Here is a 19,484-nt window from a genome sequence, read left to right as displayed (position 1 = left end):
GGTGAGGGGGTACAGGTCCCTCGACGATCTCACGTGTGGAGAGAGGCCCCTCACCCCAACCCTCTCCCCGTAAGAACGGGGAGAGGGAGAAGAGAGAGAGCCCTACCTTCCCAATTCCGTCGCCTGCGCCACGCGGTCGAACCGCTCCAAGGTCATGATCGCATCCGCAAACTTCTCCGCGCGGGCGTTCAGCACGGGGCGCGCCAGCGTCAGGAATTTCTGCTGCATCGCCTGCGTGTCCGGGAATGAGGTCGGCTCGCCCGACGGGTCGGCATAGAGCCGCTCGTGCACGCCGTCATCCGTCGTGATGCTCACGCGCGCGCCAAAGGGATGGGTGCGGCCGATCTCGAGCCGATCGTCCTGCACCACGTCGAACTTGTCGGCGAGCGCGTCGATCGCGGCATCACCGAGCCGGTTGTAATCGTCCCAGCCGAACGAGCCCTGGTCGAGCGCGAGCGCGCCGGTGAAGAACATCGAGAACTGGCCGCCGACGATCGAGCGCGGATGGCGCTTGGTGGCGGCATCGCCGGTCAGCGTGATGCCGTTGCGGTGCAGGCCGATCTCGACACGCTTGACCTGGTCCGGGGTCAGATTGTGCTCGCGCCGCATCGCGATCAGCGCATCGATCGCGGCATGGGTATAGCGGCAACTCGGATACGGCTTCACGCCGATCTTCATCGTCTCATAGGTCTTGCCGAGCTCGGCGACCGCCTTGTCCGGATGCGCATCGTCGGTGTAGCCGGCGAGCAGGCCGTGCTTGCCCTCGACCGACTCGGTCGCGCCGACGAAATCGTTGCGCGCCAGCGTCGCGGCGATCACGCCGTTCATCGCGGCGGCACCGACCTGGTAGCGCTTGTTCCAGGCGCCGTTGACCAGAAATTGCAGCGAGCCTGCGGCCTGGCTGCCGGAGACACCGAACGCGGCGATCAGCTGCTTCTCGGACAGGCCGAACAGCTTTCCGGCCGCCGCGGCGGCGCCATAGGTGCCGGCGGTCGCTGTGGGGTGGAAGCCGCGTGCATAATGCGAGGTCGGGTCGAGTGCGTTGCCGAGCCGGCAGCAGACCTCGTAACCGGCAACGATCGCCGTCAGCACGTCGCGGCCCGACGCGCCGACCATCTCGCCGACGGCGAAGGCGGCCGGCACCACCGGTGCGCTCGGATGCAGCGAGGAATCGGCGTGGGTGTCGTCGAAATCGAGCGAATGGCCGAGCGCGCCGTTGAGCAGCGCCGCGACCGCCGGCGTCCAGGTCTTGGTATCGCCGAACACGGTGGACTCGCCCTTGGTGTCCAGCGCCAGCGCCTCCAGCATCTTCAGCATCGACGGGGTCGATTCCGCCTCGCGCCGCGCTCGGATTGCGCTGCCGAGAAAGTCCAGCGTCAACACTTTGGCGCGCTCCAGCACCTCGGTGGGAATATCCTGGTATTTCAGATTGAAGACATAGGCGGCGAGCGTTGCGGTTTCGTGAGCCATCGTGTTTCCTCGTTTTGGCGCGCAAGTTAGGCGGGTCGATTTGGCCTTTCAAGCGGCCTTGCGGGGGCGGGGATCAGCCATGCTTTTGGCTTGGCGCAAAGGATCGGGATATTCCGTATGACGCGCGCAAGGCAGCTGTTCGACCGGGTTCGAGCGCGGCGGACGCAATTGGGGCTGGCGATCCGGGTCACGGTCGCCGCGACCGCGGCCTATGCGATCGCCACCGCGCTGCATCTGCTGTTGCCGCTCTGGGCGGTGCTGACCTCACTGATCGTGACCCAGATGAGCGTCGGCCGCTCGCTGAAGGCGACGCGCGACTACATGCTCGGCACCATCGGCGGCGCGATCTATGGCGGCGCCATCGCCATCCTGATTCCCTATTCCAGCGAGGCGGGCCTGCTCGGCCTGCTGGTCCTCTCCGTCGCCCCGCTCGCCTTCATCGCCGCGATCAATCCGAGTCTCAGCGCCGCCACGGTCACCGCCGTGATCGTGCTCCTGGTTCCGACCCTGCATCATGCCGATCCCCTGACCTCGGCGATCGATCGGGTCAGCGAGGTCGGCGTCGGCGCCGTCACGGGATTGCTGGTCTCGTTCCTGGTGCTGCCGTCGCGCGCAGTACGGCAGATCCGCGCCAGCGCGGCGGTTCTGCTCGAGCTGATCGCCGATGCCTTCACCGAGCTGCTGGCAGGCCTCACGCGCGGCCGCGACAACGACGCGCTGCACCGGATCCAGGACGGCATCGGCTCCGCGATGGTCAACCTAAATGCGATCGGCTCCGAGGCCGAGCGCGAGCGCGCCGCGCGGCTGTCGAGCGGCCCGGACACCGGTCCGTTGTTGCGAACCATCCTGCGGCTGCGCCACGACGTCGTGATGATCGGCCGCGCCACGGTGGTGCCGCTGCCGGTCGAGGTGCAGCTGCGGCTGGCTGCGCCGCTGACGGAAGTCTCGACCGTGATCGCGCGCTTCCTGCGCGCGGCCGCTAGCGCCTTGCGCGAAGGCGCCGGCGCGCCGCCGATCCATCCCGTGCACGTCGCGCTCCAGCACTACGCCGAGGCGGTCGCGTCCGTCCGTCAGGACGGCCTGATCCGCGGCCACGCAAGCGACACCGCTGAGCGCTTCTTCGCGCTCGGCTTCTCCTTGGAGCAGATGCACCAAAATCTCTGCGACCTCGACCGCGTCGTCGGCGAATGGTCGGAAACCGCAACCGACAAGTCAGTTCGGGTGGCGGAGTGAGTCGAACGCATCCTCGTAGACTCGTTTCGACCGCGATGCATACGTCGCGCGATTCAGCCGTGATCGCTGCCTGCGTCTTCTGACGCTGCACGCCAGGTTCCATCGGGTCATGTTGCTGACGCAATCTCTGTCTTAACCGGTAAACACGACGTGAGGACCACGCCGGTTCACACAACGGTTCCGTAGCCAGGGGTTGGCTCGAATCCGCAAAACGATTGGCGCAAGTTGATGAACGCTGCTGCGTTCGCTTGACCAGTTTTGCGGTTCTGGAACCGGACAATCTAAAAAATAACAGGACTTATGATGCTCTTCCGCTCGAGCGCCGCAATTTGCGGCGCCCTGGTTACGCTTGCCTTTTCCGTTTCAGTTGCTCGAAGTGAAACGCGTGGGGATCACTCAAGTGCCGTCGTCGATGCCGCTTCCGGTAATGCGATCGTTGGCGCGGCGTCCACCTACAATCCGTTCAAGCCCGGCAAGGAGGAGGGAGGTCCGAAGACAGCCTCCGGCGAGCGTTATGATCCCTCTGCCTGGACGGCTGCCATCAAGACGAGCCTGCGTCGGAAATTTGGTGGGGTCGAATTTGGCGCGAGGCCGAAATATGCCCTCGTCGAGGCTGTCGGCAAGAAGGTCATCGTCAAGATAAATGACGTGGGACCGCTCAGACCCGGCCGCATCATCGACCTCAATGAGCGGGCGATGCGCCATTTCGATCCGAGCATGGACCGCGGTGTCATTCCTGACGTGAGAGTCAGTCCGCTCGCGGGAGACAATTGGACCCCGGGGCCGGTGGGCTGAACGCGGACGTGTTCATCAATCTCGGCCCGCACAGTTCAGCGGGCCGGCGCCACGATCCGTCCCATCATGTTGCGGACCACGAGCTTGTGGAAGGGCATGATCAGCGCGAGATAGGTCCGGCCGAGCAGGTTGTGCGTGCGCACCAGCGTGGTCGAGGTCACCTGCCGGCTCGCGGCATTGCCTGAAACGTCGACCACGATGCGGAAATCGAGGTGCAAATCATCGAAGCCCGCCACCAGCCGCTCGGGCGTTTCGTCGACCACCGGAAACAGGCCGATCATGCCGCCCGGCGCCGGGGCGCCTTCGCCTGATGTCTTCAGTCCGAACGGCGTCACCAGAATGTTGCGCAGGCGCAGCAGCGCGTCGATCCAGCGCGGTCCGTGCAGCACCATCCTGGTGCAGGCTTCGCGGGCATTCACCGCCGCGGCGCCGATGTCCACGCGGAATGCGTCGATGAACTGCGCGCCGGCGAGCAGCGCATCGGCATCGACCTCAGGCGCGACTTCGCGGACCGTCCCGATCATTCCGCCAGTTTGCGCGCCAGCATCCGGAAGCGCAAGATCAACAGCCCGGCATAGACGAACGTGCCGACCGAGAATCCGATCCAGACGCCGACCGCGCCGAGCCCTGTGTGGAACGCCAGCATCCAGCCGATGGGAAAGGCGACGCCCCAATAGCCGATCGCGGCGAATAGCAGCGTCATCCTTGTGTCATTGATGCCGCGCAGTGCGCCGCCCATGATGGTCTGCAGGCCGTCGGCGATGAAGAAGCTGGCCCCGACCAGCAGCAGCGTTGCCGTCAGCTCGACCGTTGCCGCGCTTTCGCTGCCGCTGCCGAAAAACAGCCGGCCGAGCTGATAGCGACCGATCACGATGGCGATCGTCAGCGCGGAGACCAGCGCGACGCCGAGCACGGCTGCGACGAGCCCTGCGCGCTTCACCGCCTCCGGATCCTTGCGGCCGTAGGCGTGACCGACCCGCACCGTCGCCGCCATGCCGATGCCGAGCGGCACCATGAACAGCACGGCGGTGACCTGGAGCGCGATCTGATGCGCGGCAATCGCGGCGGTCGAGATCAGTCCCATCAGCAGCGCCGCCGAGGAGAACAGACCATATTCCAGCAGCAGGGAAAACGAGATCGGCGCACCGATCGCGATCAGCTGGCGCATCAACGGCCAATCGATCCGCCACAGGCGGGCGAGCGGATGATAGTCCGCGAACGGTTTTCGCCATGCGGCAATAGCGAGTGCGGCGATGAAGGTGCCGAGATTGACCAGCGTGGTCGCAAGCCCCGCGCCGAACAGGCCGAGCTCCGGCAGGCCGAACAGGCCGTGGATCAGCGCGTAGACCAGCGCGGCGTTGACCGGGATCGCCGCCAGTGTGATCCACAGCGGCGCCTGCGGCCGGCTCACCGCGCTCATCATGCCGCGCAGCGCGATGAATCCGAGCGCCGGCGCGATGCCCCAGGCGAGGCCGTTCAAATAGTGCTGCGCCAGCGCGGCGGCTCGCGGCATTTGACCCAGCGCGAGCAAAATCTGCTCGCCATAGAGCGGCGAGGCCATCATCGGCAGCGAGATCAGCAGCGCGGCCCACAGACCGACGCGCAACGAGCGGCGAATGCGCCTGGCGTCGCCGGCGCCGAACGCCTGCGCCGCCAGCGGCGACACTGCCGAGGTCAATCCGAGCCCGAACGTGAAGCTGACGAAATAGACCGTATGGGCCAGCGCCGCCGCGGCCACCGCCTCCTCGCCGAGTCGGCCGATCATCGCGAGATCGGTGGTGATCATCGCGATCTGCCCGAGCTGGGTCAGCATCATCGGCACGGCGAGGCGCAGCGTCTCGACGAATTCTTCGGCAAGATGATTCGGCGGCACGCCGGCATGCGGCTGCGCATGATGTTGGACGGTGTCGAGCATGGCGCTCAATAGCACAGCCGCGCGACGAAAACATGGCTCGTGTCCCGGACGCGCGAAGCGCGAGCCGGGACCCAGAAGCCGCGAGCGTGGCGCGTAGTCGCATGGGCCCCGGCTCAGCAGCGCATCGCTGAAGAAGCGCTGCGCTGCGTCCGGGGCACGAAACCGATGTACGATGCGAGAGGCTTACCTCTTCCCCTCTCCCCTTGTGGGAGAGGGTGGCTCGCCGCGAAGCGGCGAGACGGGTGAGGGGTTTTATCCACGAGTCCAACTCTCACCGGAATTTGTGGAGGCATACCCCTCATCCGGCGCTTCGCGCCACCTTCTCCCACAAGGGGAGAAGGAAGAACGCCTCAGCCCTTCCGCTCCGGCACGCGCTTGATCTTCGCACCCAGCGCGTTCAGCCGTTCCTCGATGCGCTCATAGCCGCGCTCGATCTGGTCGGCATTGTTGATGGTCGAGGTGCCCTCGGCGCAGACGGCCGCGAGCAGCATCGCCATGCCGGCGCGGATGTCGGGCGAGGTCATCGTCGCGCCGTGCAGGCGGCTGGGGCCGGCGATGATGGCGCGGTGCGGATCGCACAGCACGATGCGCGCGCCCATCGCGATCAGCTTGTCGACGAAGAACATCCTGGATTCGAACATCTTCTCGAACATCAGGATCACGCCCTCGCATTGCGTGGCGGTGACGATCGCGATCGACATCAGGTCGGCCGGGAAGGCCGGCCAGGGCTGGTCCTCGAGCTTGGGCACATGGCCGCCGAAATCGTCCTGGATCTTCAATGTCTGGTTGGAGGGCACGATGAGGTCGTCGCCCTCGATGCGGCAGACGATGCCGAGCCGCTCGAAGCCCATGCGGATCGAGCGCAGATGCTCGACGCCCGCGCGCGTGATGCGCAAGGGCGAGCGCGTCACGGCGGCGAGCCCGATCAGCGAGCCGACCTCGATATGGTCGGGCTGGATCCGGTAGGTGGCTCCGCCGAGCGTCGCTGGTCCATGGATGATCATGGTGTTGGTGCCGATGCCTTCGATCCTGGCGCCGAGCGCGACCAGGAAATTGGCGAGGTCCTGCACATGCGGCTCGGAGGCCGCGTTGCGCAAATAGGTGGTGCCGTCGGCGGCGACCGCCGCGACCAGCGCGTTCTCGGTCGCGGTGACGCTCGGCTCGTCCAGGAATACGTCCGCGCCCGCAAGCTTGGGCGCGCGGAATTCGAGCCGGTCGGTCGCGGTGACCTTTGCGCCGAGCTGCTCCAGCGCGAGCACATGTGTGTCCAGACGCCGGCGGCCGATGACGTCGCCGCCCGGCGGCGGCAGCATCACCTCGCCGCAGCGGGCGAGCAGGGGCCCGGCGAGCAGGATCGAGGCGCGGATGCGCACGCACAGCTCGGGGTCGAGATCGGCGGCACGGATGCTCTTGGCGTGGATGTGGAGCGTGTTGCGCGCGGACCATTCCGCCGACGCGCCGACCGAGCGGACCAGCTCGACCAGCGTCTCGGTGTCACGGATCCGCGGCACGTTCTCCAGCACGACCGGATGTTCGGTCAGCAGTGCGGCGGCGATGATCGGCAGCGCCGAATTCTTGTTGCCGGACGGCTCGATCGAGCCCGAGAGCCGGTGACCGCCCTCGACGATGTATTGGATGGGCGCCACGAGGTTCTCGCTGTCCTGTTGGGTGGGCTGTTTCGGGCGGAAACTACAGAGATTTGACCGCGGGAGCAATTGTGCTGGCTGGGACCCGCACCCGTCAAAGCGCCCCTCAAAACAGCCCGATGATATTCCCGATCACGTAGAGGATCGCGATCAGGATCAGGGCCCCCATCATGAAGAAGGAGATTTCGATGGCGATGGCGCCGGTGCCGAGTGTGGCGGCGACCGCGGCGAGGAGCCACTCCTCCCGGAAGATCAGGGAGAGCACCGAGAGCAGGATGGCGAGCAGGCCGAGCGAGATTGCCGTGACCGATGCGGTTTCACTCCAGCTTCGTCCGGCCGATTTCTCGACCTTCGGAGCCTGATACTCCACGCCCTTCACCTTCGCGACGATGCGGTCCTTGATGCGGTGTCCGGTGTCGACGATCACCTTGTCCGCCGGCGGCGGCGGAAACACGATCGGCACGACCCAATGCGGCAGCACAGCCGCCATCAGTGCCAGCACGCCGACGATGCTGCCGATGATGCCGAGGCGGCGTGAGGGCGCAGCGGAGCTGGTCGTAGCAGAGGCGGTCATGGCGCGACACTTCCCGGCCGGAATGGGCCTTGCGGGTTCATGCCATTTCGTCGCGATGGCGGGTGGGGAGGTTCAGGAGCGGCCTAGAGTGCAGTGGGGCTCGTAGCCAGGACGGCGGTGCGCTCCCTCCCCCGCTTGCGGGCAGGGCAATCGCATTTGAGAGCCCTTCCCCGCGGCCATCCTTCGAGACGCCCGCTTGAGGCGGGCTCCTCAGGATGAGGACGGAGTGCGTGGCTACGGTTCAAGAGGCACTGACGCTGATGAGCCTCATCCTGAGGAGGCGCGCCAGCGCCGTCTCGAAGGACGAGGCGTGCGCACCGGCCGCCGCGAGAAGTCATATGCGATAGCCCTGCGCTTGCGGGGGAGGGCGGGGGAGAGGGTGTCTCCGCAATGGGACAATCCCCTAGAGGAGAAAGCCCTCACCCGCCACGCTCTGCGAGCGTGTCGACCTCTCTCGCAAGCGGGAGAGGTGCAGCGAGTGCTTGGCTGGCACCGAGAGCTACGAGCTTGGGAGGCGATCAAATATCGATCGTCGCGCTCAGCGAATGTTCCTGGATGAAATCGCGGCGCGGCTCGACCACGTCGCCCATCAGCTTGGTGAAGATGTCGTCGGCCTCGTCGACCTCCTTGACCTTCACCTGCAGCAGCGAGCGCGCCTCGGTGTCCAGCGTCGTTTCCCAGAGCTGCTCCGGATTCATCTCGCCGAGGCCTTTGTAGCGTTGCAGGGTGATGCCCTTGCGGCCCGCGTCGGTCACGGCCTCGAACAGATCGACCGGACCGTGGACCATGTGCTCTGTATCCTTGCGCCGCAGCTTGCCGGAGCGGGCATAGACGTCCTGGAGCCTGGTCGTGTACTCGTCGAGCTTGCGGGCCTCGGCGGAGCCGAGCAGCGCGTCGTCGATGACGGCGGCTTCCTTGACGCCACGCACGGTGCGCTCGAACAGGAAACCCTGGCCCTCGACGAATTGTCCGACCCAGCCGCGCTCGACCTCCTCGGCCTGGTTGTCCAGCCGGCTCGCGATGTATTGCGCAGCGGCCGCCGCCTTCTCGGGATCGCCGTAGATTTCCTTGTTCAGCACGCCGGTGATGGCGGCCTGCTCGACCACCTTGCGGTTATAGCGGCTGTGCAGGTTGCGCAGGATGCTGCGGACTACGCGGGCGTCGTCGACCAGCGCGCGCAGATCGCGCCCGGAGCGGTCGCCGCCGGTGCCGGGGATGTACACGCAGTCGTCGAGGCCGGCGTCGATCAGATAATCTTCCAGCGCGCGCTCGTCCTTCAGGTATTGCTCGGACTTGCCGCGTGAGACCTTATAGAGCGGCGGCTGGGCGATGTAGAGATAGCCGCCGTCGATGATGTCGCGCATCTGCCGGTAGAAGAACGTCAGCAGCAGCGTGCGGATGTGGGCGCCGTCGACGTCGGCGTCCGTCATCACGATGATCTTGTGATAGCGCAGCTTCTCGACCGAGAACTCGTCGCTGATGCCGGTGCCGAGCGCGGTGATCAGCGTGCCGATCTGCTCGCTCGACAGCATCTTGTCGGGACGCACACGCTCGACGTTGAGGATCTTGCCGCGGAGCGGCAAGACGGCCTGGAACTCGCGGTTGCGGCCCTGCTTGGCGCTGCCGCCTGCGGAGTCGCCCTCGACGATGAAGAGCTCGGACTTGGCCGGATCCTTTTCCTGGCAGTCGGCGAGCTTGCCCGGCAGCGAGGAGACCGAGAGCGGGCTCTTGCGCGTCAGCTCGCGCGCTTTTCGTGCAGCTTCACGGGCCGCCGCGGCCTGGATCACCTTGCCGACGATCATCTTGGCTTCGCTCGGGTGCTCCTCGAACCAGGCCTGGAGCGCCTCGTTGAGGACGTTCTCGACCACGGGGCGCACTTCCGAGGACACCAGCTTGTCCTTGGTCTGCGACGAGAATTTCGGGTCCGGCACCTTCACCGAGAGCACGGCGGTGAGACCTTCGCGGCAATCGTCGCCGGTCAGCGCGATCTTTTCCTTCTTGGCATTGGCCTCGGCATAGCCGTTGACCTGGCGCGTCAGCGCGCCGCGGAAGCCGGCCAGATGGGTGCCGCCGTCACGCTGCGGGATGTTGTTGGTGAAGCACAGCACGTTCTCGTGGTAGCTGTCGTTCCACCACAGCGCCGCCTCGACGCCGATGCCGTTGGCTTCCGAGCGCACCATGATCGGGGCGGGCACCAGCGCCTTCTTGTTGCGGTCGAGATATTTGACGAACTCCTCGACGCCGCCGGAATAGTGCATCTCCTCGCGCTTCTCGACCGCGTGGCGCATGTCGGAGAGCGCAATGTTGACGCCGGAATTGAGGAAGGCGAGCTCGCGCAGCCGATGCTCGAGGGTAGCGAAATCATATTCGATGTTCTTGAAGGTCTCGGTCGAGGCCAGGAACGTCACTTCGGTGCCGCGCTTGCCCGGGGCGTCGCCGACGACCTTCAGCGGCGCCACGGCATCGCCGTGGGCGAACTCGATGTAATGCTCCTTGTTGTCGCGCCAGATGCGCAAGCCGAGCTTGCTCGACAGCGCGTTGACGACGGAGACGCCGACTCCGTGCAGGCCGCCGGAAACCTTGTAGGAGTTCTGGTCGAACTTACCGCCGGCGTGCAGCTGGGTCATGATGACCTCGGCCGCCGAGATGCCTTCGCCCTTGTGGATGTCGACGGGAATGCCGCGGCCGTCGTCGCGCACGGTGACGGAATTGTCGGCATTGAGGATCACGTCGACACGCGTGGCATGGCCGGCGAGCGCCTCGTCGATGGCGTTGTCGACGACCTCATAGACCATGTGGTGCAGGCCCGAGCCGTCGTCGGTATCGCCGATATACATGCCAGGGCGCTTGCGGACGGCGTCGAGACCCTTGAGCACGCGGATCGATTCCGCGCCGTAATCGCTCGCGTTGGAGGGCTCGTTTTCGGCAGCGTGCTGCCGAGCAGGTTCTGTCATGAGAGGCCTTCGAGATGTCGCCCGAATCAGCGGCGCAAAAGGCGCTGATTTGCGAGCTATTTGTGCCATGAAAGACCGCTTGCGCCTAGCGCAAAGTATCTCCCGGCAACCCTTTGAGCAGATAGGGTTTTTCGGCAAGTTTTCAAGGCTTTTGCCGGGCGATTCCGGGCGCTGCAAAAAGCCCGATTCGTGGGCGGTTTTCGGCCGTGGAAGGCGTGGTTTTTGCGGTGACATGGATGCCTGTTCCGAAGGCGCCGTGCTGCCCCGGAACGGGCGATCGGGTTCAGTAGATCTGGTCCGGCTTCTTATCCTCGTCCCCCAAACTGAGGGACCAGGCCTCGCCGGCGGCCACGGTGATGGTGTCGGTGTGCACCCGATGGCCCGACACCAGCAGCGCGTAGGAGTATGTGCCGGGCGGCAGATCCAGCGTTTGCGGATGGTTGACGCCGCCCGCGATCTCGATGGTCTGGCCGTTGATCGCGAGCGAGGCCACATCAGGTACGAGATAACCGAAGATCAGCCGCGCGTGTCCTGCGATCGGCAGGAAGTTGGCCTTGGCCGCAACCTCGGTATTTCGTTGCACGAGGTCGATTGTGGTCTCGCTTTTGACGCGGTCGAGCGTCAGCGTGCCCGGCCCCTTCGGGGAGGCGAAGACGAGCCGCGCGTGATCGGCGGCGACCATCGCGCCATCAGGCCTCTCCTGCCAGCCGCGCTTTCCGAGTTCTGTGCGGTAGAACGCCAGGACTTCGCTGAGCTCTGCGGGTACATGGGCTTTGAGCTCGCGTCGGAACGGGACATCGATGCCGGACGCGCGCATGGTGCTGAAGCTGGAGTGACTGGCTCGCGTCGGCACGGGCATGTCGGCGCGGGGATCTGCTGCGGTCAGGGGCTCCTGAGAGCAGCCTGCAAGAAGCGCGAGGCCGCACACCAACAGCCGCCACCGTGCCGGGACCTTCGCCCCGTGCCTTGCCGTCGTCATGCCCACTCTCCAGGAATACCGCGATCTCTGCGCGATGCAGCGGCTGCGACACGGTCGCCGCCGCCTTCTCGACGACTAGTCGCCCCACGAACCGGACGGGTTCAACGAGGCCCATACACCCGCGAACATGAGATCAGTACATCTGCAGCGGCAGCACGTCGCCGCTCGGGCCCACCAGCAGGCCCCAGGCCTCGCCGGCGACAACGGTGAGGGTCTCGGTGCGGGCCGGGCGTCCGGGCAGGCGTAGCGCGTATTGGTACTTGCCCGGCGGCAAGTCGAGCATCGGGCCTTTCGGTGATTGCGGGCCGCCGGCGCCGGCTGCGATCTTGACGGTTTGCTTGTTGATCGTGAGCGAGGCTTCCTTGTCGCCCATGTTGCCCATCATCACCCGGGCCTGTCCGGCCTTCGGCATGATGTCGGCCTTCGCCGCGGCATCCGCATTCTTCTGCGCCAGATTGACAATGGTCTCGCCCTTGGCGCGGCCGAGCTTGAGCACGGCCGGGCCTTGCGGCGAGGTGAAGTCGATCTGCGCGCGTTCCGCGGACGCGGCCGCGCCGCCGGTCTTTTCCTGCCAGCCGAGCTTTGCAAGCTCCGCACGGTAGAAGGCGAGGACCTCGTCGAGCGAAGCGGGGATGCTGGCCTCCAGCTCGCGGCGGAACGGCGTCTCGCTGCCCGGCATCTTCGAGGTGGCGAGCGATTTCGACGAGCGCTGCGTCGGCACCGGCAGCGGGGATTCGGGATCCGGCTTCAGCGGATCGGCGGATTTGGCCTGCACCTCCGGGACGGCCGCCGGCCTGGCCGCGGCCATCACCAGGCCCGATCCGCTGGCGCTCACATTCACCTTCGGTCCCATCTGCATCACGGTCATCGAGATCGACTTGCCGCCCTTGGAAAATTCCATCACCGCCATGTTGGGTTGGTTGATGACGGAAGGCTGCTCCTTCCAGCCGGTGGGCTTGAGCGATGCGCGATAAAACGCGGTGAGCGCCTTGACGCTCGAGGTGGAGGAGAATTCGAGATGGCCGTCGCCGCCTTCGAATTTCACGCCTTCGGCGCTCTCGGGCAGCGGCACTGGCGTGTTGCTGTCGGCGAGCGCACGGAGCGGCGCATCGGACAGGGAGGTGGCCTGCGCCTTGCGCCTCGCCTCGTCAGCGGCGATGAGCTGCTGAGCCGCACCAAGCGCATCGCCGAGGAACTTCGCGTCGGCCTCCTTCTTCGCCTTGGCGCGGGCGGCGAGCGCGGAGTCCTTCACCTGCGCGGTGAGGCTGACCATGGTGAAATCATATTTGCGGCCGAGCCGCAGCACGCCGGTTTCATCGGTGTTGGAGATCTTGATCGCCACCTCGTCGCCGGGTGCGAGCGGCGCGCTGCCGTCCTCCTGCCAGCCGCGTGCGGCGAGCTCGCGCTGGTAGAAGGCGAGCACGGCGGGCAGCTCGGCCATCGCGGCGGCCGAGATCTCGCGCTTGTTGGAGCTGGCGCTGCCGAGGCTCCGCGCGGATTTGGTCGGCTTGGGCCGCGGTAGGCCGGCCATCTCGCTGTCGGCCTCGAGCACCTCCGGCAGCGCGAACGGCGCGACCCGGATTTCGACATTGGTGCGGCCATCGTCACGGCGGGTCAGCGTCAGCATCACCGGCTTCTGCTTGGAGAAGCCGGTCTCCTGGTTATCAGGGTGCGCGTAATACGCGCGCAGACCGTTGGGGATGGTCTCATCCAGATTGCTGGTCCAGCGCGCGGCGGTCTCCGCCGTGAGCTTCTGCCAGCCGATCGCAGCCATCTCGCGGCCAAAGAAATCCGACGTCGCATCGAGCGCGGTGGGCGCGATGCAGCCGAGATAAGGCCTCGTGCCATCGAACATGATGTCGGTCGCGCCGTCAGGGAACGGCACGTTGCCGTAGATCCGGTCGGAGGCGTAGGTGACCATGGATTGATCCGGGCGGCCGACGCCTTGCGTGAAATGAACCGACAGGCCCTGACGTCCCTTCTTGAAATTCAGCGTCGTGCTCTTTTCGTCGAGCGGCCGCAGATAGGGCACCCAGCCGTCGGCGCCGAGGAGCTTTTTCAACGCCGGCGCCGTCACCGCTTCCGACGTCGGCATGCGATATTCGAGGCGCCAGGATTCGGACCGTGCGGTGTCCTCCACCGCACCCTCGAGCTTGGGCAGCGCGTGGACATCGACGATACCGCTGTCCGCGGCAGCCGCGATCGAGCAGCTCGCTACCAGGACGAGGCCGCAGGCCAACAGCCGCCATCGTGCCGGGACTTGCGTCCCGCGCGGGATCATCGACATCGTCAAGCTCCTGGATGGCGCGGGGTCGTCATGCCCGCGCATTTGCAGGCGACGCCCCCATCGGCGCGGCCTCAGACCAGAAGTCGCGGCAGGAACCGGCCAGGTTCAACAGCCATGGCCGAACAGCGGCTCAGTACAGCTGCAGCGGTGGCCACGCCTCGCCGTCGCGCCCGATCGTGAGCTCCCAGGTATCGCCGGCTGCGACCGTGAGCATGCTCGTTCTGGCCGGATGGCCCGGCACGCTCAGTCCGTAGCTGTATGTGCCGGGCACAAGGTCCAGCGCGACGGCGTTGGCGCCGGCGGGGCGCGGGATGGTCCGCTGGTTGATCGTGAGCACGGCTTCGTTCTCGCCGATATTGCTGAACACCAGCTTGGCCTTGCCGGGTTCAGGCAGGACGTTGGCGCGGGTCGCGGCCTGCGAATTCTTCTGCACGAGCTGCACCGCGGTGCTGCCCTCCTTGCGGTCGAGCTCCAGCGCTGCCGGCCCGATCGGGGAGACGAAGGCGAGGCGCGCGTGATCGGCGCCGACCACCGCGTCATCCTGCTGCTCCTGCCAGCCGAGCTTTCCAAGCTCGGTCCGATAGAACGCGAGCACCTCACTGAGCGCCGCGGGCACGCGGGCCTCTAACCTGGTCCGGAGCGGCGCCTCGATGCCAGGCATCACGGTGGTGTGGATCCCACGATAGCTATAGCGGGTCGGCGCGGGCAGCCTGGCCGCGGGATCCAGCGTCAGCGCGGCCGGGAACAGCGGCGGCAGGTTCGACACGAAGGCGCCGGCGCTTGCCGCGAGCAGGCAGCTTGCGAGGAGAGCAAGGCCGCACGCAATGAGTTGCCATCGTGCCGGAGCTTGCGCCCCACGCCCCACCGTCGCCATGCTCATGCTCCAAGGATATCGCGCCAGTTGTGAAATCCTGCGCGATGGCCGCCTCTTGCAGCCACAAGCAGCTAGTCGTGGCCGCAAACAAGCGGGTTCAATGCGGCGGCCTAGCTGCGGGCCGAGACTCGTCCGCTCTCGACGTCAAACACTTCGCCCCCTGCGCCGATCTCGGCGAAGGCCGCAGGATCCGCACCGGTCAGCCACACCTGCGCGCCGAGCTTCTTCAGCTCATCGAACAGCGCCGCCCGGCGGTTCGGATCGAGATGCGCAACCACCTCGTCGAGCAGCAGCAGCGGCACGATGCCGGTCATCTCGGCGACCAGGCTCGCATGCGCCAGCACGAGGCCGATCAGGAGCGCCTTCTGTTCGCCGGTCGAGGCATCGCGCGCCGGCATGCTCTTCGGCGCATAGAGGACCGCGAGGTCGGTGAGGTGCGGGCCGTCGGTGGTGCGGCCGGCGATGGCATCGCGCGGGCGGTTGTCGCGCAGGATCTGGCGGTAGCGGTCCTCGACCGAGGTCGCGGTCTCCGTCAGCAGCGCGTTCTCCATCCAGCCGTCGAGCGCGATTTGCGCCGACGGAAATGCGGAGGCTTGCGCGCGCGCGTTGAGCATGCCGGTCAGCCTTGCCGCGGTCTGGCCGCGCGTGGCCGCCACCGCGACTGCGAGCTCGGCGGTCTCGCGCTCGATCGCGTCGCACCAATGGTCGTCGTAATTGCGCGTCTCCAAGAGGCGGTTGCGCGAGCGCAACGAACGCTCGAGCGCGTTGATCCGGCTGGAATGCTCGCTGTCGATGGCGAGCACGAGGCGGTCGAAGAAGCGCCGGCGCTCGGAGGCCGCGCCCATGAACAGCCCGTCCATCGCCGGCGTCAGCCACACCATGCGGATGTGATCGCCGAAGGCGCTGGCCGAACCCACCGGCTCGCGGTCGATGCGGCAGCGCCGGCTCACGGCAGCGTCCGGGCGCGGCGCATCGATGCCGGTGCCGAGCGTGGCGAGCCCCAGCGCGCCCTCGACCTGCGCCGACACCGCCCAGGAGCCGTCGCCCTGGTTGTCGGCGACATCCTCCAGTGTCGCGCGGCGCAGGCCGCGGCCCGGCGACAGGAACGAGATCGCCTCGATGCAATTGGTCTTGCCCGCCCCGTTCGGCCCGACCAGTGCCACCAGGTCAGCCGCCGTCTCGAGCCCCGCCGCCCGATAATTGCGGAAATGCGTCAGCGTCAGGCGATGAATGCGGGAGGGGGTCATGAGTTCTTTGTCATGGACGCGCTTCTTCCCCTCTCCCCTTGTGGGAGAGGGTGGCGCCTCACGAAGTGAGGCGACGGGTGAGGGGTATCTTACCGCCCGGCAAGCTTTGCAAGGATATCCTCCAACACAGAGGTGGGCTGCTGAAGTACGTCGTTGTTCCAATAGCGCAATGTCCAAAACCCTTCGGCAGCAAGCGTCGCCTCGCGCGCCGCATCTCGCTGCGATTCCGCGTGTTGGCTACCATCGATCTCGATCACGAGGCGCTTCTCGAAGCAGACAAAGTCAAGGATGAAATTCTTGAACGGGACCTGCCGGCGGAACTTGAACGCGGACAGCCGGCGATCCCTCAGCAAGCGCCACATCGCAGCTTCAGCATCCGTCGGCTCATGTCGCATGTTCTTCGCGAACTGGCGGAGACGCTTGGCGACTGGCCGATGGGACGGCTCCTGCGGCACGAACCCCTCACCCGACCGAGTGTGTATCCGTCAGCGGAGATGCCCTCTCCCACAAGGGGAGAGGGCACAGCAACCTGCATCGCGCTTGTTCCGACGGAGAAGGCTGTCGCTTCACCCTCTCCCCCTGTGGGAGAGGGTGGCTTCGCGCAGCGAAGCCGGGTGAGGGGTTGTCTCCACACGGAAAGTGTCGCGCGAGGAAGACCACCCCCTCACACCCGCATCGGCATCAGCACATACAGCGCGCTCTTGTCGTCGCGGTCCTGCACCAGCGTCGGCGAGCCGGGGTCGGCGAGGCGAAGCGTTGCGACGTCGCCTTCGATCTGGGCGGCGATGTCGAGCAGATAGCGGGAGTTGAAGCCGATATCGAGGGCGTCGGAGGCGTATTCGACCTCGAGCTCTTCGGTCGCGCTGCCGGAATCCGGGTTGGTCACCGACAGCACCAGCTTGCCCGCCGACAGCGACAGCTTGACCGCGCGGCCGCGCTCGCTCGAAATCGTCGAGACGCGGTCGACCGCGTTCTCGAAATCCTTCTTGTCGACCACGAGCTCCTTGTCGTTGTTCTGCGGGATGACGCGGCCGTAATCGGGGAAGGTGCCGTCGATCAGTTTCGAGGTCAGCACGACGTTGCCGATGGTGAAGCGGATCTTGGCCTGCGACAGCTCGATCGTCATCTCGGCCTCGGTGTCCTCGATCAGGCGCTGCACCTCGCCGACCGTCTTGCGCGGCACGATCACGCCGGGCATGCCCTCGGCGCCCTTGGGCTGCACCAGGTCGAGCTGGGCGAGGCGGTGGCCGTCGGTGGCGACACCGCGCAGGGTGGCGGCCTTTGCCGTGCCGGCGGCATGCAGATAGATGCCGTTGAGGTAATAGCGCGTCTCTTCGGTCGAGATCGCGAACTGCGTGCGGTCGATCAGCCGCTTGACGTCCTTGGCGGCGAGCGAGAACGAGTGCGACATGTCGCCGGCCGCCAGATCCGGGAAATCGTTCTCCGGCAGCGTCTGCAGCGTGAAGCGGGAGCGGCCGGCGCGGATTGCCAGCACCGCGCGGTCGCCGTCGGCCTCCAGCACGATCTGCGAGCCGTCCGGCAGCTTGCGCACGATGTCGTAGAACATGTGCGCCGGCACCGTGGTGGAGCCCGCGGTCGCGGTTTCCGCCGGCAGCGTCTCGGTCACCTCGAGGTCGAGGTCGGTCGCCTTCAGCGACAATTTCGCGTTCTCGGCGCGCACCAGCACGTTGCCGAGGATCGGGATCGTGTTGCGGCGCTCGACCACGCGGTGGACATGGCCCAGCGACTTCAGCAATTGCGCGCGTTCGACCGTAACCTTCATTGCACTACTCGCCCGATCCCCAAGGAAAACACAGCGTTGAGAAGGCCGGGCGGCGGGACGCGCGCCACGGCATCGAAGACCCCGCAAGGCCGGATCATTCCTGCCGATATGACCAAAGCCGCCTGGGTCGCGCAAGGTGCCGCGGATGCCCCGGCGATTCAAGGGATGGGGGCCAGTTCCCCACGATTTACCGCCCCAAAACGAAGACCGCCGCCCAGGCAAGCCGGGGCGGCGGGAGCAGGGCGGGAGCCCTAGGCCTTTATTCCTGAAGCTGGCGCTTCAGCGATTCCACTTCCTCGGACAAAGCGGTGTCCTTGGAGACCAGCGCCTCGATCTTGCGCACGGCGTGCAGCACGGTGGTGTGGTCGCGTCCGCCGAAGCGGCGGCCGATCTCGGGCAGCGAACGCAGGGTCAGCGTCTTGGCGAGATACATCGCCACCTGGCGCGGGCGCACCACGTTGGCGGTGCGGCGCGAGGAGAGCAGGTCGGAGCGGCTGACATTATATTGCCGTGCCACCACGCGCTGGATGTCCTCGATCTTGATCCGCTTGGGCTCCTGCGGCCGCACCAGGTCGCGCACCTCGTGCTCGGCCATCTCCAGCGTCACCGGCCGGTTGTTGAGCTTGGAATGCGCGAGCAGGCGGTTGATCGCGCCTTCGAGGTCGCGGCCGTTATGGGTGATGGTGCGCGCCAGATAGTGCAGCACCTCCTCGGGCACCTCGAACGTCGCATGATGGGCGCGGGCCGCCGCGACGCGCGATTTCAGGATGCCGTGGCGCAGCTCCTCGCCGAGCGAGCCCATCTCGACCACGAGCCCGCCAGCGAGCCGCGAGCGCACGCGGTCATCGAGGCTTTCGAGATCGGACGGCGGACGGTCGGCCGCGATCACGACCTGGCGGCCGGCGTCGATCAGCGCGTTCAGCGTGTGGCAGAACTCGGCCTGCGTCGACTTGCCCTGCAGGAACTGGAGGTCATCGATCACCAGCACGTCGATGCCGCGCAGCGCTTCCTTGAAAGCCAGCGCCGTCTGCGTCTTCAGCGCGGCGACGAAGCCGTACATGAATTTTTCCGCCGTGAGATACAGCACCTTGCGCTCGTTGCCGGAATTGCCGGCCCAGGTCACCGCCTGCAACAGATGCGTCTTGCCGAGGCCGACGCCGGCATGGATGTAGAGTGGGTTGAACATCACGGGGTCGCCGCGACGTCCTTCGGCGACCTGGCGCGCGGCCGCATGGGCCAGCGTGTTGGAGCGGCCGACGACGAAGCTCGCGAAGGTCAGGCGCGGATCGAGCGGCGAGCCGCCGAGCGCGTCGTGATTGGCCGAGACCGGTGCGGTCGCGGTCGAGCGCAATTCCGGTGTCGGCGCGCGGCGCGCCTCGACCGGCGCGGGCGCCTCCTTCGGCTGCGCCGTCGGACGCACGGCGGACCGCACCGTGAGGTCGATGCGATGCACTTCCGGCATCTCGGCCTGCCAGCACGACAGCACGCGCTCGGCATAATGGGCCTGGATCCAGCTCTTCAGGAACCGCGTCGGCACCGACAGCCGCACACTCTCGTCCTGCACGCCTTCCAGATCCATGCGTGCAAACCAGCTCGTGTAGACGTCCTCGCCAACGCTCGAGCGCAACCGACCCTTCACGCGTGACCAGCGATCCTGTTCCATTGTCATCGTCAGAAAACTTCTCTTGAGAGATATAGTTGCGTTGTGAGCGCCATGCAGGGTTCTT

At 66.4% G+C, this 19,484-nt stretch carries 15 protein-coding genes; 2 read left to right on the top strand and 13 right to left on the bottom strand.

Annotated features, from left to right (window positions below; translation table 11 throughout):
- Positions 1-102 precede the first annotated feature (102 nt).
- A complete protein-coding gene (locus tag ACNJYD_RS00075) occupies positions 103-1,470 on the bottom strand; it encodes an MmgE/PrpD family protein (protein WP_439365009.1) in 1,368 nt (455 codons plus the stop codon).
- A 117-nt stretch (positions 1,471-1,587) separates the two neighbouring features.
- Here ACNJYD_RS00075 and ACNJYD_RS00070 point away from each other — a divergent pair, with 117 nt between their 5' ends.
- Together ACNJYD_RS00070 and ACNJYD_RS00065 are read left to right on the top strand one after the other, a co-directional pair.
- Positions 1,588-2,703 (top strand): FUSC family protein, encoded by a 1,116-nt coding sequence (locus ACNJYD_RS00070; RefSeq protein WP_260381377.1) that lies wholly within the window; start codon positions 1,588-1,590, stop codon positions 2,701-2,703.
- 300 nt (positions 2,704-3,003) lie between these two features.
- A complete protein-coding gene (locus ACNJYD_RS00065; protein WP_172787975.1) occupies positions 3,004-3,498 on the top strand; it encodes a septal ring lytic transglycosylase RlpA family protein in 495 nt (164 codons plus the stop codon).
- A gap of 35 nt (positions 3,499-3,533) precedes the next feature.
- Here ACNJYD_RS00065 and ACNJYD_RS00060 read toward each other — a convergent pair whose 3' ends face one another.
- The 12 genes from ACNJYD_RS00060 to dnaA all read right to left on the bottom strand — a co-directional run bounded on the left by ACNJYD_RS00060 (position 3,534) and on the right by dnaA (position 19,426).
- Positions 3,534-4,022, bottom strand: a complete 489-nt coding sequence (locus ACNJYD_RS00060; protein ID WP_439365005.1) for a DUF2867 domain-containing protein — start codon at positions 4,020-4,022, stop codon at positions 3,534-3,536.
- On the bottom strand, positions 4,019-5,413 hold the full coding sequence (locus ACNJYD_RS00055) for an MATE family efflux transporter (protein ID WP_439365003.1): 1,395 nt from the start codon (positions 5,411-5,413) through the stop codon (positions 4,019-4,021). Before ACNJYD_RS00055 ends, ACNJYD_RS00060 begins: the two co-directional genes overlap by 4 nt.
- Before the next feature lie 350 nt (positions 5,414-5,763).
- Entirely contained in the window at positions 5,764-7,059 is a 1,296-nt protein-coding gene (gene murA, locus ACNJYD_RS00050; protein ID WP_172787972.1) for a UDP-N-acetylglucosamine 1-carboxyvinyltransferase, read from the bottom strand.
- A gap of 106 nt (positions 7,060-7,165) precedes the next feature.
- The gene (locus tag ACNJYD_RS00045) at positions 7,166-7,633 is read right to left on the bottom strand and encodes a hypothetical protein (protein WP_439365001.1); all 468 of its coding nucleotides are present in this window, start codon (positions 7,631-7,633) and stop codon (positions 7,166-7,168) included.
- Positions 7,634-8,151: 518 nt separating this feature from the next.
- On the bottom strand, positions 8,152-10,587 hold the full coding sequence (gene gyrB, locus ACNJYD_RS00040) for a DNA topoisomerase (ATP-hydrolyzing) subunit B (RefSeq protein WP_439364999.1): 2,436 nt from the start codon (positions 10,585-10,587) through the stop codon (positions 8,152-8,154).
- 283 nt (positions 10,588-10,870) lie between these two features.
- Entirely contained in the window at positions 10,871-11,566 is a 696-nt protein-coding gene (locus tag ACNJYD_RS00035; RefSeq protein WP_439364997.1) for a hypothetical protein, read from the bottom strand.
- A gap of 133 nt (positions 11,567-11,699) precedes the next feature.
- On the bottom strand, positions 11,700-13,853 hold the full coding sequence (locus ACNJYD_RS00030; protein ID WP_439364995.1) for a hypothetical protein: 2,154 nt from the start codon (positions 13,851-13,853) through the stop codon (positions 11,700-11,702).
- 130 nt (positions 13,854-13,983) lie between these two features.
- Entirely contained in the window at positions 13,984-14,727 is a 744-nt protein-coding gene (locus ACNJYD_RS00025) for a hypothetical protein (protein ID WP_439364993.1), read from the bottom strand.
- A 110-nt stretch (positions 14,728-14,837) separates the two neighbouring features.
- The gene (gene recF, locus ACNJYD_RS00020; RefSeq protein WP_439364992.1) at positions 14,838-15,974 is read right to left on the bottom strand and encodes a DNA replication/repair protein RecF; all 1,137 of its coding nucleotides are present in this window, start codon (positions 15,972-15,974) and stop codon (positions 14,838-14,840) included.
- An 89-nt stretch (positions 15,975-16,063) separates the two neighbouring features.
- On the bottom strand, positions 16,064-16,429 hold the full coding sequence (locus ACNJYD_RS00015) for an endonuclease domain-containing protein (RefSeq protein ID WP_439364990.1): 366 nt from the start codon (positions 16,427-16,429) through the stop codon (positions 16,064-16,066).
- A gap of 209 nt (positions 16,430-16,638) precedes the next feature.
- Complete coding sequence (gene dnaN / locus ACNJYD_RS00010) at positions 16,639-17,757, bottom strand: DNA polymerase III subunit beta (protein ID WP_172787964.1); 1,119 nt, start codon at positions 17,755-17,757, stop codon at positions 16,639-16,641.
- Between the two features lie 259 nt (positions 17,758-18,016).
- Positions 18,017-19,426: a chromosomal replication initiator protein DnaA gene (gene dnaA, locus ACNJYD_RS00005; RefSeq protein ID WP_172787963.1), complete on the bottom strand. Its 1,410-nt coding sequence runs from the start codon at positions 19,424-19,426 to the stop codon at positions 18,017-18,019.
- Positions 19,427-19,484: the final 58 nt, after the last annotated feature.

The sequence above is a fragment of the Bradyrhizobium sp. SPXBL-02 genome, assembly GCF_051853065.1.
Lineage (GTDB): Bacteria > Pseudomonadota > Alphaproteobacteria > Rhizobiales > Xanthobacteraceae > Bradyrhizobium.
The sequence above is the reverse complement of the archived record's forward strand: the minus strand, read 5'-3'. Positions and strand labels throughout refer to the sequence as shown.